General features: G+C 64.6%; 25 protein-coding genes. 16 read left to right on the top strand and 9 right to left on the bottom strand.

From position 1 onward, the window contains the following. Positions 1–74 precede the first annotated feature (74 nt). From ACXI0D_RS02190 to ACXI0D_RS02150, 9 genes are all read right to left on the bottom strand, one after another. Positions 75–1,268: a phiTE_072 family protein gene (locus ACXI0D_RS02190; RefSeq protein ID WP_479642255.1), complete on the bottom strand. Its 1,194-nt coding sequence runs from the start codon at positions 1,266–1,268 to the stop codon at positions 75–77. Beyond that, on the bottom strand, positions 1,265–1,432 hold the full coding sequence (locus ACXI0D_RS02185; protein WP_479642254.1) for a carbon storage regulator: 168 nt from the start codon (positions 1,430–1,432) through the stop codon (positions 1,265–1,267). The genes ACXI0D_RS02190 and ACXI0D_RS02185 overlap by 4 nt, the downstream gene beginning before the upstream one ends. Before the next feature lie 48 nt (positions 1,433–1,480). Further along, positions 1,481–2,383: a recombination-associated protein RdgC gene (locus ACXI0D_RS02180; RefSeq protein ID WP_479642253.1), complete on the bottom strand. Its 903-nt coding sequence runs from the start codon at positions 2,381–2,383 to the stop codon at positions 1,481–1,483. A gap of 21 nt (positions 2,384–2,404) precedes the next feature. Then, on the bottom strand, positions 2,405–2,971 hold the full coding sequence (locus ACXI0D_RS02175) for a 3'-5' exonuclease (protein ID WP_479642252.1): 567 nt from the start codon (positions 2,969–2,971) through the stop codon (positions 2,405–2,407). A gap of 13 nt (positions 2,972–2,984) precedes the next feature. After that, positions 2,985–3,341, bottom strand: a complete 357-nt coding sequence (locus ACXI0D_RS02170; RefSeq protein ID WP_157635919.1) for a hypothetical protein — start codon at positions 3,339–3,341, stop codon at positions 2,985–2,987. A gap of 27 nt (positions 3,342–3,368) precedes the next feature. Beyond that, a complete protein-coding gene (locus ACXI0D_RS02165) occupies positions 3,369–5,036 on the bottom strand; it encodes an AAA family ATPase (protein WP_479642251.1) in 1,668 nt (555 codons plus the stop codon). A 50-nt stretch (positions 5,037–5,086) separates the two neighbouring features. Next, positions 5,087–5,971, bottom strand: coding sequence for a hypothetical protein (locus ACXI0D_RS02160; RefSeq protein WP_479642250.1), 885 nt, complete (start codon positions 5,969–5,971; stop codon positions 5,087–5,089). Beyond that, complete coding sequence (locus ACXI0D_RS02155; protein WP_479642249.1) at positions 5,968–6,783, bottom strand: PD-(D/E)XK nuclease-like domain-containing protein; 816 nt, start codon at positions 6,781–6,783, stop codon at positions 5,968–5,970. The genes ACXI0D_RS02160 and ACXI0D_RS02155 overlap by 4 nt, the downstream gene beginning before the upstream one ends. Positions 6,784–6,940: 157 nt before the next feature. After that, on the bottom strand, positions 6,941–7,408 hold the full coding sequence (locus ACXI0D_RS02150) for a helix-turn-helix domain-containing protein (protein WP_479642248.1): 468 nt from the start codon (positions 7,406–7,408) through the stop codon (positions 6,941–6,943). 32 nt (positions 7,409–7,440) lie between these two features. On the opposite strand from ACXI0D_RS02150, the gene ACXI0D_RS02145 reads away from it, so the two are divergent. The 16 genes from ACXI0D_RS02145 to ACXI0D_RS02070 all read left to right on the top strand — a co-directional run bounded on the left by ACXI0D_RS02145 (position 7,441) and on the right by ACXI0D_RS02070 (position 14,834). Further along, the gene (locus ACXI0D_RS02145; RefSeq protein WP_040007332.1) at positions 7,441–7,734 is read left to right on the top strand and encodes a Cro/CI family transcriptional regulator; all 294 of its coding nucleotides are present in this window, start codon (positions 7,441–7,443) and stop codon (positions 7,732–7,734) included. A gap of 237 nt (positions 7,735–7,971) precedes the next feature. Next, positions 7,972–8,781: a hypothetical protein gene (locus tag ACXI0D_RS02140; protein ID WP_157635924.1), complete on the top strand. Its 810-nt coding sequence runs from the start codon at positions 7,972–7,974 to the stop codon at positions 8,779–8,781. A 25-nt stretch (positions 8,782–8,806) separates the two neighbouring features. Beyond that, entirely contained in the window at positions 8,807–9,370 is a 564-nt protein-coding gene (locus tag ACXI0D_RS02135; RefSeq protein WP_479642247.1) for a hypothetical protein, read from the top strand. Between the two features lie 67 nt (positions 9,371–9,437). Continuing rightward, entirely contained in the window at positions 9,438–9,719 is a 282-nt protein-coding gene (locus ACXI0D_RS02130; protein WP_040007336.1) for a hypothetical protein, read from the top strand. A 71-nt stretch (positions 9,720–9,790) separates the two neighbouring features. Further along, positions 9,791–10,138 (top strand): VRR-NUC domain-containing protein, encoded by a 348-nt coding sequence (locus ACXI0D_RS02125; protein WP_479642246.1) that lies wholly within the window; start codon positions 9,791–9,793, stop codon positions 10,136–10,138. A gap of 28 nt (positions 10,139–10,166) precedes the next feature. Then, the gene (locus tag ACXI0D_RS02120; RefSeq protein WP_236494369.1) at positions 10,167–10,556 is read left to right on the top strand and encodes a Ref family recombination enhancement nuclease; all 390 of its coding nucleotides are present in this window, start codon (positions 10,167–10,169) and stop codon (positions 10,554–10,556) included. After that, positions 10,553–11,296 carry a hypothetical protein gene (locus tag ACXI0D_RS02115; RefSeq protein WP_479642245.1) on the top strand — a complete coding sequence of 248 codons (744 nt, stop codon included), beginning with the start codon at positions 10,553–10,555 and terminating at the stop codon, positions 11,294–11,296. The genes ACXI0D_RS02120 and ACXI0D_RS02115 overlap by 4 nt, the downstream gene beginning before the upstream one ends. Before the next feature lie 115 nt (positions 11,297–11,411). After that, positions 11,412–11,900 carry a hypothetical protein gene (locus ACXI0D_RS02110; RefSeq protein ID WP_479642244.1) on the top strand — a complete coding sequence of 163 codons (489 nt, stop codon included), beginning with the start codon at positions 11,412–11,414 and terminating at the stop codon, positions 11,898–11,900. Then, positions 11,900–12,250, top strand: coding sequence for a hypothetical protein (locus tag ACXI0D_RS02105; protein WP_479642243.1), 351 nt, complete (start codon positions 11,900–11,902; stop codon positions 12,248–12,250). Before ACXI0D_RS02110 ends, ACXI0D_RS02105 begins: the two co-directional genes overlap by 1 nt. Beyond that, the gene (locus ACXI0D_RS02100; protein ID WP_479642242.1) at positions 12,250–12,375 is read left to right on the top strand and encodes a hypothetical protein; all 126 of its coding nucleotides are present in this window, start codon (positions 12,250–12,252) and stop codon (positions 12,373–12,375) included. Before ACXI0D_RS02105 ends, ACXI0D_RS02100 begins: the two co-directional genes overlap by 1 nt. A 155-nt stretch (positions 12,376–12,530) precedes the next feature. After that, positions 12,531–12,920 carry a hypothetical protein gene (locus ACXI0D_RS02095; protein ID WP_479642241.1) on the top strand — a complete coding sequence of 130 codons (390 nt, stop codon included), beginning with the start codon at positions 12,531–12,533 and terminating at the stop codon, positions 12,918–12,920. Beyond that, positions 12,917–13,333, top strand: coding sequence for a hypothetical protein (locus ACXI0D_RS02090; RefSeq protein WP_479642240.1), 417 nt, complete (start codon positions 12,917–12,919; stop codon positions 13,331–13,333). Before ACXI0D_RS02095 ends, ACXI0D_RS02090 begins: the two co-directional genes overlap by 4 nt. Continuing rightward, positions 13,330–14,028: a hypothetical protein gene (locus tag ACXI0D_RS02085; protein ID WP_479642239.1), complete on the top strand. Its 699-nt coding sequence runs from the start codon at positions 13,330–13,332 to the stop codon at positions 14,026–14,028. Before ACXI0D_RS02090 ends, ACXI0D_RS02085 begins: the two co-directional genes overlap by 4 nt. After that, positions 14,021–14,206 (top strand): hypothetical protein, encoded by a 186-nt coding sequence (locus ACXI0D_RS02080; RefSeq protein WP_479642238.1) that lies wholly within the window; start codon positions 14,021–14,023, stop codon positions 14,204–14,206. The genes ACXI0D_RS02085 and ACXI0D_RS02080 overlap by 8 nt, the downstream gene beginning before the upstream one ends. Then, the gene (locus tag ACXI0D_RS02075) at positions 14,206–14,403 is read left to right on the top strand and encodes a hypothetical protein (protein WP_479642237.1); all 198 of its coding nucleotides are present in this window, start codon (positions 14,206–14,208) and stop codon (positions 14,401–14,403) included. The genes ACXI0D_RS02080 and ACXI0D_RS02075 overlap by 1 nt, the downstream gene beginning before the upstream one ends. Further along, entirely contained in the window at positions 14,400–14,834 is a 435-nt protein-coding gene (locus ACXI0D_RS02070) for a hypothetical protein (protein ID WP_479642236.1), read from the top strand. Before ACXI0D_RS02075 ends, ACXI0D_RS02070 begins: the two co-directional genes overlap by 4 nt. The last annotated feature ends 168 nt before the right edge of the window (positions 14,835–15,002 follow it).

The raw sequence follows: 15,002 nt of genomic DNA, 5'->3' as shown, positions 1-15,002 counted from the left end.
CACCCAGGCCGGGGGGGAGGGTTGCTGGATCCAACCAGCTCCGGCCTTCGGCCGTTTCGGTGAGATGAGCTGAATCACAGCGACACCGCCTTGGGAGCAAGCAGGGTGCGGAACTCGGTGATCACTTCGGTGGCGATGCGCTCCACGTAGGAGCGCTCATGCTTTTTCACGTGCTCATGTCGCCCGCTGAGCATGTTGCCGGCCACGTAGTCCGCGTCGCATGCAGCTACAAACTGCATCACCGTGCGGTCGCCCATGGCACCCCAGAACCCGCACCATGCCTGCCCGTAGCAGGTGACGACGATGCGGCCGCGGCCCAACTCGTAGTCCTGCACGAACACGTTGATCGGATCGAGGTTGTTGCGGCCTGGAATCTCGATCAGGCGGATGCCATGGGGAAGTTGCCCGAGGTCCACGGCCTGCGCTTTCAGCTCCGTGATGAGGGCTCCGCGCAATGCGATGCAATCGCGGTCACCGCGCGACAGGTGCCGACAACGCTCGGCCAGTTGCATCAGGCTGCCATCCGTGCGGTGCTGCCGCTCGGTCAGTAGCTCGCGCAGCACGTCGGCGACAGCGCCCAGGTCCACGGCCCGCGCGGGCGGGGCGGGGACCGCGCGCGCCTTCGTCTCGGGGTCATAGTCATAGGTCAGCACGCCATCGTTCGACACGTGCCACCACGGTTTGCCGCTGCGGATCAGGTCGAAGCGTGTGATGATCCAACCACGATCATCACGGCGAGCCAGCAGGCAGTGGTGAGCCAGCATGTTCGCCAGCAGATGCTTTCCGCTGTCGGTCATGCCCTTGGTGTGGCGCTCCCATTGCTCAGGGGTGCACTCGAAGTACGGCGCGTACTCATACAGGCCGGGTTCGTACACGACCGGCTCCCCCACCGGATGGCGGGCGGCGAGTGCTTCAACCACAGCCTGAGCGTCATGGACGTTCACCGACCACAGCCCACGGCCAGTCTTCCTCATCAGGCCCAGCGTGGTCATCGCATCGATCATCGGACGGCCGCAGTTGTAGTCATCGCCGCCGTCTGCGCAGTCGATCACGTGCTGCAAGGCGTCGCGCAAATCTTCGAGTGCACGCGGCAGTTCCCCCTGACCACCCGGGGAGGGCTGGGCGGAGAGGGCGGCCTGCAGCACCTGCAGCTCTTTCGGTGCGACGACGATCCCGGTAGCAAGGGCCGATCCGCCGCTCTCCGTGTCGCGGAACCAGCGCGCTTGCAGGCGCCCAAGCAGCGTATCAATGAGGTTGGCAGCGTTCATCGTGCCGCCTCCTTTTTGGTGCGGATCTCGGTGCGATCGATCTCGATTTCCGCCGGTGCCTCGAACGCCAGGCGTACCTGGCCGTTCCTGATTTCGGCGACAACGATGCGGATGTTCTCGCCGATGACGATGGATTCGCCGGGGCGGCGCGTGAGGATGAGCATGTGGGTTCTCCAAATTCCATGGAGCCGGCCGCCGGTGCGGCCGGCGTGTCAGACGTAGCGGGTCAGACGGAATGCCTGCTCGAGGGCGTCGAACAGTGCACCAACCTCGCCGACCTGCAGCACGAATCGGGCGTCGATCTCTGCGCGCCGGCTGTCCACGTCAGTGACATCGAGCTGATCCACAGCTCCCTCGAGGAAGCGCAGCTTGCGAACCGTCAGATCCTCACCGAGGAGGAACGACAGCCGATCTCTGAACACGAGCCCCAGTTTCGTGACCTGCTTCCCCGCGTCCAGGTGCTTGTCGATCTCGTCGCAGCGCAGCTCCTGGTTGTTGCACTTCACAACCGCGCCGCCCTGCACCGGATCGCGCAGCTCCGCTTCCTCGCCGAGGGTCATTCCGTCGGGCAGCGGCTCGCCGGCGATCCAGCCAGTCATCACGGCACGGGGGGAGACCTCAGCGTTCAGCGGCATCGCGGGGAAGGTGCCCAGAGCACCCCGGATGGCGGACATCATGTTCTCGCCGGTCTTGCGGCTGGACGTGTCTACAAACACGACGCCGCGCGCGTGGTCGAGGTACATGTCGTTCCGCCGGTAGGTCACGAACGCCTTGGGCAGCAGCTCGTGCAGCAGATCGTCCTTGATGCGCTTCCGCTCGCGGCCGCCGGGGCGGCGCCCCTCGCTTTCTTCGATCTCCGCGAGCCTACGCTCGAGCATCTGATTGATGACGGCTGCCGGAAGGATCTTCTCCTCCTCCCCGATGGTCAGCCACAGCGCGCCAGCAACTTCGTGGGAAATCGGCTCGCCATCGGCGCGGCCGAAAGGCGAGACGAAGCCAGCGGAGTTGTACTCCAGCGGGCCGACCGGCTTGAGGGCCGATGCCTCGAGGCCATCCTGCAGCTCGAACATCGTGATCTGCGGTGCGCGGAACATGGTCAAATTACGAAAGAACATGCGCTTCTCCTTCTCGCCCCATCAGGCGTTTTCGTGGTCGGCCATGGCCCAGTGGATGTCTCGGCACGCCACCATGTCGGCGTGGGCTGTATGTGCGCTATCGAACTCGCGCCCCAGGAAATGCCGGTGCGCGTCGATCAGCTTCGGATTCCTGGTCATGCCCATCAGCGCTTTGGCCACCTTGGCGGTGCACTGCGCGGGGCCGGCCTTCCACTCGTCCGCGACTTCTGCGGTTGCGTAGCGCTTCAGGGCGATGCGCATGATCCGGGCATCGAACGATTCGACATGGCCAATGCGGACATCCGCCAACCGCCACATGTCGAGCACCAGCTCGGTCACAAGGCTTTCGTCCAGGCCACACTGCTCGGCCTGTTCGGTCGTGATCCCGTGGATTTGGGTTACTTCGTCGGGGATGGCCCAACCGTCGGGCTTCACGAGCACATCGATGGACGAGATCACCCTCCGGCTGGTCGCATCCACCAGCGATGCCGCGACCTGCACCAGGTGCGGCTGGTGAGGAGCGTCGGACGGCTCGCTGAACGCTGGGAGGCCGGTGGTTTCAGTGTCGTAGAAGAAAATCAGGGACATCGTTGATCTCCAATCAGGCGCGGAAGCGCCAAAGGGGTTTGAGGGAACAGTTGGATGAGGCCGCCGGGGCTGCGCCGGCTTTCTCGATGCGCTTCTTGATCGATGCGCGCTTGGTCACGGCGCCCCAGCTCCGTGCGTCTGGTGGCGGCGGCAGCCCGTTTGCTTCTGCCCAGCGCCTCGCCTCCTCGATGAGGAAGGGCTCGGCGTGCTGGCGGGCGAACGCGACCAGCAATCCCAGTGCCTGCCCGCTCCACTCGCTTTCAACCCGGTTGGCGTGGTTGACCGCGCGTTCCATCCCGAGCTGCGCGCGTTCAAGCGCTGGAGTGAAATCAATCGCGAGCTGTCGGCACGCTGGTTCGTGGTTTCGCATGTGATACCTCGTGTGCGCAGGAAGGGGCTATGCGGTGGCACCGAGCCAGACAACATCGACGCCTTTGCCGAGGTCGGGGCGCTCTTTCAACGTGCCTGCGACGATCACCGTGTCGACATGGCCTTCCGTCACCAGATGATCCATCCAATCCAACGCGTCCCCGCGCGCCAGTGGTGAAAGCACGTCGAAGCGGTCGAGCATCAGGATGCGGGCACCGGCGAGCTGCGCGATGGCGGCTGCGAACATGGCGTCAGCTCGCCATTGCTCAGATTCGGAAACCAGCGCGTAGGGGCGGCCGCCGTAGGTCAGGGTGATGTCGCGGGTGACCGCTGCGGGTCGCCAGCCGGCGACGGAAGCGGCCGCGGCAAGAGTGGCGTTCACCGGGTCCAGCGCTCGAGCCAGCAGGATCGAGGGAATGCCTTCGGGCGCCAGGTTCTCCTCGGCCAACTTCCATGCGGCCGCATCGAGGTGATGGCGCGCGGCCTGTTCAGTGCGGTGCTTCGCGCGCTCGTGCTGTGCCCGAGCATCGAGGAGGGCGCGGTGTGCGCGTTCGTGCTGTTGCAGCAACTGGTTCACATCAGCCAGCAGATCCGGTGCGCGCAGCTCCTCGTCGGTGGGAGCTTCTGGAAGGTTGGCCAGCGTGGACGCGGCGGCCTGTGCGCAGGCGAGTGCCCGGCGGGCAACCTGCAGTTGTGTGTTGGCGTCGTGGGCCCGCACCTTGGCGGCGGCGAGGTTGTTGAGCACCTTCTGCGTGTCGGTGCCGTCGGGCTCGCTGGCGACGACGAGGCGCTGCCCATCGATCCGGACCGACTTTCCGCAGCATGGGCATGGGATGCCGCCAGTAGCACCGGCCTGCAGTTGGGCCTGCAGCTTTGCAACCTCCTCAGCAGCATCGTCGTACGCCTGCTGGGCCATGGCGAGGTCGCCCTCGGCCTTGCCCTGACCGTCTGCCTGCGCCTGCAACTCCGCCAGCTTGTCCGGTGGCAGCATGGCTTCCACCTTGGCAATCGCAGCATGCAGCGGAGCCACGCGCGCCCGGAGATCAGCGATGGCAGTGGCGTGCTCGTCAATGGCAGCCTGGTTGGGCTCCTCGACCTCAACCGCTGCGGTCCAGCCATCTGCCTTGGTGGAACCATAGTTCTCACCGCTCACCGCACGCCAGGCGCCGCGCGCTTCAGTTGCCTTGTCCCGCGCGTGAGCCGCCGCCGCCTCGAACCCGGCGCGGAGGCGTGGCAACAGGTCTTGAATGATGTCAGCACGAATGCCCTGAGCCTTCATCTGCTCGGAGACAGCTTCGCCATTTGCCTTTACCCCGGCGATGGCAAAGAGCAACTTCCGGCGATCTTTGTCATCCAGTCGTGCGAACTGTGAGGCCTCGAGGCAGAGGTCGAGGTGCGGGCTTTCCGGAGCATCGCCCGTGAGCTTTGCCGTGGACACGGTGCGGCGCACCGGGTTTCCGTCGACCTCCACCTGGACATAGCCCTTGCTGGCACCCTCGGTCAGCAGCAGGTTGCGGTCCGCAACCTTGGTGACGCCTCGGGGCATTGCGCCGGTCAAGGCGAAGCGTACGGCCTGAAGCAAGCTGGACTTGCCGTCGCCATTCCCGCCAGCGACGAACAAGACAGGCTCAGTAAGCGAGTGCTGAAAGTGGGGCAGGCCAAGGAAGTTGGATACGGTAATTCCGGTGATGCGCATAATTGCTCCTGCATTTTGTAGGTTGAATATGTGAAACCTTGTGGGCGCAGTTACTCAATGATTCGTCGTGTTCTGCGCGCTTTCGGCTGTGCATCGTTGGTTGGCGCTGTGTCGGTCGGAGGCGCCGAAGACTCGTCTTCGGCGGGCGATCTTGGCTCCGCAAGATCAATGTGCGCGGCAGCGCTGCGTGCACGATCCGCAAGTTCATCAAGCAGGCCGGGCATGCCCCGGTCGTGGTCGTGTTCGATGACAGGAGAGGGGGATTCGCGTGCGTAACCCGGAGCATTCTCGAGATAGTCCAGCTCCTCGACCGTGTGCAGACCGAGCGTCACGTCGCTGGCGTTCGTGCGGGACCAGAAGGAAGCGGCGCGATACTGGAACATCTGGTCGCGGAGCGTGTTCCACTTCGATTTCTGGCTGCCGTTATCGCGGTCCCAGCCTTCGCCGATGACCATCGCCCAGTCCACCCACGTGCCCTGCAGGACATCGCCGGTTTCGATCTCGGTCGCGTAGGCACGGCAGCCGTAGTCGCCAGTAGGCTGCCCGGTGCCGTCGTCGGGGGAGCCGCGCCACTCGAACTTGATTCGACTGAACAGGGGGCACGCGTTGATGAGGCCGATCAGGAATGCGCCGCGCAGTCCCGGCCGGCCTTTCACCACGTCCATGTTCTGCATCAGCATCACCGGCGACACGCGCAGACGTGCGGCGTAGTCGATGGCGATCAGGCAGTTGGAGGGATTGCCCTGATACGGGGCTGGGATCACCGTGGAATCCGACAGCATGCTTGCCATCTTCACGGCCAGGTTGAATGCGTTGCCGTGGCTGAAGACGGTGTGCACACCTTCGAAGCTGGTGGCGTCCATGGCCAAACCACGCTCGATGCTGGCGGCTTCTCGGGCTGGGGAAAGCGCAGTGGATTGTGTGGAATCGGTCATGCTGCCTCGTCGGTGCCGTAGTAGGCGTAGCTGGGGAGGGAAATCTGTCGGAAGCTGGTGGCATAGCCCGGCCAGCGGTCGGTACGCAGACACTCGGCCTGGACGCGCATGCGTCGCCTACGCAACCCCATGCCGCGCTGCTCGGCCATGGGATCGAGGTAGTAGGGCTGGCACACGTACGGCGGGGTGTCTTCGCAGGCCAGAAAGATGAAATGCTTCACTGGGGTGCCGCATGCGGAACCTCCCGCGCAGTAGTGAGCGGCCTGTTGGTCGTACTGATAGTTGGCGATGGAGCGTGCAAAGGCCTCCTCGCTGGCGTCACGGGTTTTCTTGAGGTCGAGCATGAACAGGCCTGGCTCGTAGTTGTCGATACGCGCCTTGCACGCGAGGCCAGTGTCATCGTCCTGCCACCGCAATGTCGCCTCGCGAATCCCGCCAACCAGTAGGCCTGCCACTTCATCAGAGTGGGAGCGAATGCTCTCGGCCATGCGCTGGCAGCGGTCGTAGTCATCAACGCTGACCAACGTGCGGCCTTCGTTGCCGGCGAGAAACATCGCCCACCAGTCGAGCGCAGCGCGGCTTTCGCGACCGGGCGACTTCGCATTGAGTTGCCGCGAAGTGGGGCGGGCGGGTGCGCCTGCAGGGATCACCGCATAGGTGCGATTGAACACGTCCGGCTCCAGCGTCGCGCAGTGGAATGCTCTACCGAACGCGAAGTCCTTGGTGTCGGCATCGGACTGAGGGTTTTCTACCCAGTACCGGAAGTGGGCGGGGGAGCGCCCGATATGGCACAGGCCGGTGTGGTTGGCCACGTCCAGGCTACGTGCGTAATACGTGCTTGGCGCCTCGTCAGGAATGAGACGAGCGCCCTCGATTGGTGGCGTCATGGTTCGCAAGGTTCAACATGTGACACCTGCGACAATACAGCTTTCCGCCGAGGCGTCAACCCCCCGGCTCGATTTTTCTAAATCAGATCCGACGCGCCAGTGCCGAGGCGAAGCTGGCGAGGGTCTTGTCGGATACGTCCGGGGTGTCCATCAACACGTCATACAGGCCGGCCACTACCTGGGCCAGGTCGGCGTGCTTGCCGCTGTCCGGTAGCGCGGCGGCGAGCGCGCGCTCGAGCGCATGCGTATCCAGTCGAACGGTGGAGGCAACCTTCGCCTTCTGCGGTCCGCGTCCGCTCGAAATCCACTGGGCCGAGAAGCCAGTAACCGCCTCGATGGCGAACAGGTTGTCGTTGGTGGGGTTCTTCACGCCATCGCGTTCCCACTGGCTGACCAGCGACTTCGTAACGCTGGACCCGCCTGCCTTGTTCACCTGCATACCCAGTTGCTCCTGGGACAGGTTGGCGTTGATACGGGCGAAGCGTATGCGTTCCCCTTGGGTGCGGGGATTCGACGGCGCAGCGGTGCGCAGGGGTCGGCTCGTGGTCATAGGTAGCAACGATACGCCGGGTAAGGTGCGACATGTTGACACCTAGCGACAAGCGTGCTTTCCTTTCCGGCATGTCAACGATCCTTCGCACCTCAAATGTGCTCGCTTACTTCGGCGGCAATCGCGGCGAAGTCGCGCGCGCCTTCTCTCCACCCTTGACCCGCCAGGCCATTCGGCAGTGGGGCGAGTTCGTGCCCGAGTTGCGGGCGCGGCAGCTCCTCGAAAAGCACCCGGACCTGCAGGCAGCAGTGCTGGACCCAGATACGGGGCGGACCCGCATGGAAGCGATGCAGGACCGCCTCGGAACCCCGGTTGCGGGGAAGTGAACGCAGTGAGCAACGCATTGTTGATCCGTCGCCGAGTCCGCGACGTGTCCCAGCGTGCCGTAGCGCGCCAACTCGGGTGTTCGGCTGCCACGGTCGGCCGAATGCTGCAGGGTATCGACCAGTTCGCCGCGCTGCTGGCTGCCCTGAACATCCACGCAGTTGTGCGAGCGGAATGACATGGCTGGCGACTGGATCAAGGTACGCACCGGGCTTGGAAGGCATCCCAAGGTTGTCCGCATGGCGTCCGCATTGAAAACGGACAGGTTGCGGGTAGTTGGCGGGCTGCATGCGGTGTGGTGCCTGTTTGACGAACACACCACCGATGGCGTGCTCGAGGGCTACACGTTGGAGCTGGTGGATGAGCTGATCGGCCTACCCGGCATGGCTGGTGCCATGTTGGATGTCCGTTGGCTGGACGACAGCAAGCCGGGATGCCTTGTGCTGCCTGAGTTCGACACGCACAACGGCGCATCGGCCCGGCGCCGAGCGCAGGACGCCGACCGGAAGCGCGCCGAGCGGAGAGAGTCCGCAGGCGGTGCGGACGGAAAGCGGACCAGAGGAGAAAAGAGGAGAGGAGATTCTTCTACTCCAGATGGTAACCAGCTACCCCTTGGGGGGCTGGACGATCCGCCACCACCACCGCCACGCGAGGGCTACTTCGAAGGGCACGCGGAAGACCAGGCCCCCGTTCTAAGCCCTGCGGCGCCGATGGCCATCGCGCTCAACCGGCTTGGCTTCCGATGCACCAGCTACACACCCGACCTGATCGCAGCGGCTGCCGAAGGTGTCACGGTCGAGCACGTTCTGGAAATCGCCGGGTGGGCTGAGTGCCGCGGGAAGCCAGCGACCTATGTAGTCGCTATCGCACGGCGTGAGAACGCCGAACGCCAGAATCCACCTCCACAGGGAGTGAGCCATGCAACGAATCGGAGAGGTAGTGCCGTCGAACGGATCGAGGCGGCAGTTCGCGCGGGACGCGAGGGAGATCAGCAGCGAGGCTGGGGCGCAGACGGCTACATCGAAGGCCGCGCCGACCGTATCGAATGACCTCGTTGACTACCTGTGGCTCCGAATGGGCGGCCTGTACGGCGCAACCTGGGAGCGAGATTACGGCGCCAACCCTCGGTCATCGGCCGGGCGTGAGTGGGGGCTGACTCTCGCCGGTATGTCGCGGCAGCAGATCGATGCTGGCTTGGAGGCCTGCCGGGTTGAAGGAAGTGACTTCCCCCCGTCCGCACCGCGATTCCGCGCGATGTGCCTGGGCGTGCCCAGCCTGGGGCGGGTGAAGTTCGAGTTGTCGAAGCAATTCAAATTCCGCTCCGCGTTCACTCGCGCGGTTTGGCGGTACCTGGATGTCTATGCCTACCGCGCTGCATCGGCACGTGACGCCGAGCGGATGCTGCGTGACGCATACGACGTGGCGAAGGAAGCGGTAATGCGGGGCGAACCCCTGCCGCACGTGGTGGGCGAATTGGAAGCGCCGAAAGGCCGGCCGCACAAGCCGGCAACCAGAGAGCAGATGCGCAAGCACCTTGCTGACATCAGCGCCACGCTTGGCCTGTCGCCGAGCGAAGCTGAAAGCATGGGCAAAGATGGATTATTGCGTGCCGGCGATTCGCGTGGTGATTCTGACTGAGCACTGCTCGGTCGGTGCCACTGCGCACGGCAAATTCCAAGGAACCAACAGACAGGGGTAGTACCGTATGAACAACGCAATTGAGCACCCACCATCGTTCAAGCTCGGCAATATCTGGCTGGTCGCGGCCAACCTCGCCCGCACTGCTGCGGATCTCGGGGGCGGGGCGCCCATGGTGGTGACGATTGACGCGGATGGCATGTTGGAGGCCGTGGGCCCGGACCACCCTGACTACAGCCAGCTCCTGACAGCTCCTGGCTTCGTGTGCACGGTCAGCGCGGCATCGAGCAATGAGCGCATCGCGGGGCGTATCCGCGCAGCCGCTACCGCGTTGGAGATCAGTAGTTGATCGGTGGAAACACGATGCGAGGAGGCGCGGGCACTCGCCCGCGTCACCCGGAAGATGCGCATCAGAAAGCGTTGTTCGATTGGGTCGCGGCGGCGAGCGCACAGCTACCTGACCTGCAGTACCTGATGCACGTTCCGAACGGCGGACGGCGAGGGAAGCTCGAGGCGGTCAGGTTGAAAGCACAAGGCGTTCGCGCCGGCTACCCCGATCTGGTTCTCGATGTGGCGCGAGGTGGGTATCACGGTTTGCGCATCGAGTTGAAGGCGACGCGAGCGGACCTGGGAAGAAAGCCCGAGGTCTCAGCGGTGCAGCGAAGTTGGTTGACCAGGTTGCAGCAGCAGGGGTACCGGGCAGTGGTATGCGAAGGCTGGTTGGCAGCACGGGAGGAGCTGCTCTTTTATTTAGCCCTCGAGGTTTAACATGCAGCACCTATAGCGAGTGGGGATCATGCGGAATTTCAAGAAGAAGCGGCGCCCTGGCAACAGGGCGATGAGAAAGTCGGAGGCTGCACGCGTCGATGAGGCAAAAGTGACGGTGTGCATTCCGTGCTTGATCTGGGCGGAAATGGGGCGCATGCCGTTTGAGCACGTGGCCACCTGCAGCGACTACAACCACGTGAAGTCGGGGAACATCCGCATCAGCCATGCGCACGGTTACGCCGGATGCCTCTGGCATCATCGCGGGCGCATCGAAGTGGATGGTTGGACGCACGCCCGGATGCGCGAGCATTTCGGCCCGAGTCTGGCCGAAGGGTCACGCACGTTCCACCAGACATTCGGCAGCGACGACTACCTCATCGCGCGCCAGACGGCGCTGTTGACGGGAGAGGCGGCGTGAGCAGGAATGTCGGAAAGACCATGGCGAGGCTCAGCCCACGCAGTCTGCCGCTGCAGGTGGCCGGGTCACGCGGTACGGGCCAGCCGGAACTGACCGCCATCGACATCGCGAACGCGCTGGCAGTTGCCGGCGGCGATCACCGGAAAGCACTGGCAGTGGATGTGCTGTGCCTGCGGTGGTGGCCTGCGAGGATCGAAGGGCCTATGCGCGTGGTCGGCCATCGAGAGGTGAAGCGACCACTGCCACCAGTCGACGGCAAGCCCCGCTTCTACATCGAGCGAATGCCGGTAGAGAAGCCCAGCGAAACACAGGCATTCCTTGGCATCGCATCGCTACTGGCGCGGGCACTGTCCGGTCGTGCGCGCAAGGTGCTGGCGCCCAAGACCCTTGCCAAGGTGGGGGAGCCCGCGTTTCTCCAACGATGGGCGAGGGCGGTCATCGATGAGTACAGGAACCCGCATCATTGCCCGGTGTGTCGCGACTTCGGCCGACCAGGTGAGGTAGCGAAGCCGGTATTGCAGGAGGGCAAGGTGGTCGGTTTCGAGTGGCATCTGTGCGAAGACTGCGAGGGCACAGGCGTGCAGCCCTGGGGAAAGCATCGCCGGGCCAAGGCCGTGCAGATCCGGGAGGCTACGTTCCGCGACGAGTTGAATCCGCTGCATGAGGGCGCTTTGGCATTGTTGCGAGAACTCGAGCACAGAGGGGCGCGCATGGTTAATGCAAAGCTCCGCGATGACTGAATGCGCGTGCGATAAAGAAAATTAGGTTTAACATGTTGACACCGCCAAAAAGGCGGCGTAGTCTGCGCAGCAAGCCCGCCACGGAGGCGGGTTTTAACAGACCATGAGGTTTAACATGTCGAACCATGAGGCTTCCCCGACTGCCGCTGCGGAACTGCTGGCAAGCATCCGCTCACAGGCCACCACCAATCACTTCCAGCACGCCGACGACGCCGCCTTCATGGCAGAGCGCGATCTCACCGCAGCGGGGAAGTACCAGATCCGTGAGCGGATCCTGATCGAGCGCGCAGTGATCCGTAAGGCGGTGTCGGACCTGATCGCCGAGGGTTACGCGATTCAGGTTCACAACGGTGAAGAACTCGCGGTGACCGGCACCCGTGACGTGGGCACGGTGATGGCGGCGATCATGCAGACCGATGAGGATCGCCTGTACCTGCTGAACATCGAAGGCCCGGCGTATGCGCCCAAGATGACCCGCGCGGGCTGGGTCCACCTTGTCTACGGCAACGATGGCTGGGACGTGATGAGCGACTACACGACCAACCTGGGCGACGCGCTGACTGGCGCGGGCGATCTTGCTGATGCACTCGGGGAGACGCTGTGATGGGCATCGCCGTCTACCTGCATGCGGAAGAGACCGCCACCATCCTCGCCGCGCTGCGTTACTACCAGAAGCATGGCCAAGGCAGCCCGGAGAACCGTAGCGACGAGATCCACGAGATCGCCACCGGTGGCGATGAAGGCCTTACCTCGCTGGATGACGAAGGCATCGATGACCTGTGTGAGCACCTGAACATGGGTGACGACAACTGGCAGACGATCATGGCGGCACGCGACCGGCTGCATGAGGTGTTGCATGACCCCGATGGCGGCGACCTTGGGGACGAATGCGATGCGGCCGGCAACCTCGTGGACGCACTCGACGCGTTCCGCGCCTCCCACGGAGATCCGTGATGACGGATGACTCGAAGGCTGCGACCTGGATCACGCGGTACGTGTGGGAGATGGCCGCGGTATTCGGCCTGATCGGCCTTGGCCTGGGCTTCGTGCTCGGCTGGGCAATAGGGGGGGCTCGATGACACCCCCACCACCACCACCCGGCGCCGCCGGGATCGCTTCACCTCGCCGGGCACCGGCCCGGACCCACCATCACACGCCCATGAGGTTCAATATGCGACACCCTCCCGCGTTGACGCTCGCTCAGGCGACCAGGTTGGCCAACCTTGAGGCCGGCTTGGCACGAGCCATCGATCAATCCCACCGTGAAGGCGACGTTGCACCATTCCGCGCCTTCGAAGTGGCCCACTCGCCGGAGCTGGAACTGCTGCGCGCCGGCGCCGCCGGCGTCGACATCGACGTGCAGGAAATCGACGCGCAGCGCTGGAAAGACCAGCTCAATGTGATGCAGCCAGCCCGGCACGTGGTGCTGGACGTGGAGAACATCGAGACGTTCACCCCGCGCGAGCCTTACAGCGGTGGACTCTTCCACCGCTATGTGCGCATCGGCAGGCATTGCTACCAGCTCGTGGCCCACCAGCTCGAATCGCTCGAGAGCATGGTCAAGCGCATTAGCGACTACGAGGTGGCAAAGGCGGGCGTCGCTGCCCAGGGCGGTGCCGCATGAGCCGCAGCGGATACAGCGACGACTGCGACACCTGGCCGCTGATCTGCTGGCGCGGCGCCGTTGCTTCGGCGTTGCGGGGCAGGCGCGGGCAGCAGTTCCTGATCGAGCTGCGTGACGCGCTGGACGCGATGCCCGAGAAGCGCGTCATTGCCGAGGAGCTGCAGGATGCCAGCGGCTGCCACTGCACGCTCGGTGTCATCGGCGCCAAGCGTGGCCTGGACATGACCGGGCTGGATCCATCCGACCGCGCCGCAGTGAGCCAGGCCTTCGGGATAGCGGAGGCGATGGCGGCGGAGATCGTCCACGAGAACGATGATGGTGAGTGGCGCAGGGACAAAGAGACGCCCGAGGCCCGGTGGACCCGGATGCGTGAGTGGGTCGAAGCACAGATCACGAAGGCAGGTGAGCCATGAGTGGCCCGAACATCGAGCGCTTCGTCAACGCCATCGCTTCGGACCTCGAGGAGGGTGGGTTCCGCGAGGTCACCGGCACCAGGCTGCGCCGGAATTTGACCACCGCCGTCGAGGCGGCCCTGCCGATGTTGAGCGAACAGGCCAACGGTACTGAACTGTTGGCCACGGCCTCCCCAGCCTTACAGGCGGATCGCGCGCAGTTCGATGCGTGGATGAAGTCTGCGGGCTGCTATAGCAGCTACGGATTCAACCGCATCGAGAATATGTGGGAGGCCTGGCAGGCCGCGCAGTCCGTGGCCACTGTGCCGCAAGGCTGCGACGCATGTGATCGAACTGGTATCCGCCAGAACGATGAGGGCCGCAACATCTTCTGCCCGGACTGCGACTTGGGCAGAGCCTGCGAAGGCCTTGGCCCGCGTCAGCAGGTGGGGCAGCCCATCGGCGAAATCGTCTATTCCGGCGAAGGGGGCCTGCAGATCGAGTTCTACGATGGCAAGCCGTTGGCTCCGATGAAGCTCTACGCCGGCCCGGCCGCGCAGGCCATGGTGCTCGAACGCTACGACGCCGGCCTGCTGAGCGACGTGGGAGGGGGTGACACCGCGTGGTGGCTCGACTACCTGCGGTCGGAGCTGGCCCGCGCCCACGATCACTACCAGCACCAGGTGAACCCAGCAAAGGAGGCCGGCCATGGTTGAGTCGGCCCTGCTGCTGATCGCGGTGGTGATCGGCCCGGCCGCTGCCGGCGCGCTGCTGTACCACCTGTGGACCACCCGCCCGCGCCGACCAACGCACACGCACCAAGCCGTGGGCCAGATACCGGTGGCCCGCCGCCGCCGGCAACAGGCGCTGCGGCGCCACGTGGAGGTGAGCTGATGGACCGCGAGATCAACCTGCCGCTGTACGAGGCGGCCCGGCCCGTGCCCGAGGGTGGCTGGTACGTGACGTGGGGCTATGGGCAGAAGCCCATTGTCAGGTACGCCAGCCAAGGCCTGACCCAGTGGCGCGATGGCATGCGCGCTATCCCCATCACCCACTACGCCGGCCCGCTGCCGGAAAGGAAGACGCCATGAGCGGTCACTACAAGCTCACGACCAAGCCATACGCCTCACTCGGCAGGGCGACGCACACGATCACCTCGGCTGGCGGCATTGTCTGTGCACACGTCCACGGTGACGAGCTGCTGCCCCATGCCGAGCGACTGCTGGCCGATCTCAACGGCGTCCCGAATCCGTCCGCATCGCCGTCCGCATCCGAACCGGACGCGTCCCCTGTGTCCATCCGTGGGGTGCTGCAGGCGATGCTCAACGGGATGGCCAAGGCCCATGGTGCAGATGCACCCGCCACCCAGTTGGTGCGCAATGCCATCACCGATGCCGACCGTCTGGCCCTGGCCGCTGAGCAAGCCAAGGCCTACCTCGCCAGCAACGGCAGCGGCCCCGCACGCGACAAGGCATACAGGGATTTGCGTGCGGCCCTGCCCAGCTACAGGGGGGCGCTGTGATGGCCGGGCTGCAGCTCACGTACATGGGAATGCCGGTGCTGGTGTCCCACTTGGCGACGAAGACCGAGCCAGTCCGTCCGCACATGAAGGGGAAGCACTCGCCCAGCTACCACCGACGCATCAGCAAGAAGTGGCTCAAGCGGTTCGGTACCAAGCAGGTGCCGTGTC

Source organism: Stenotrophomonas sp. C9D9 (assembly GCF_056491205.1).
This window is presented reverse-complemented; position numbering and strand designations above follow the sequence as displayed.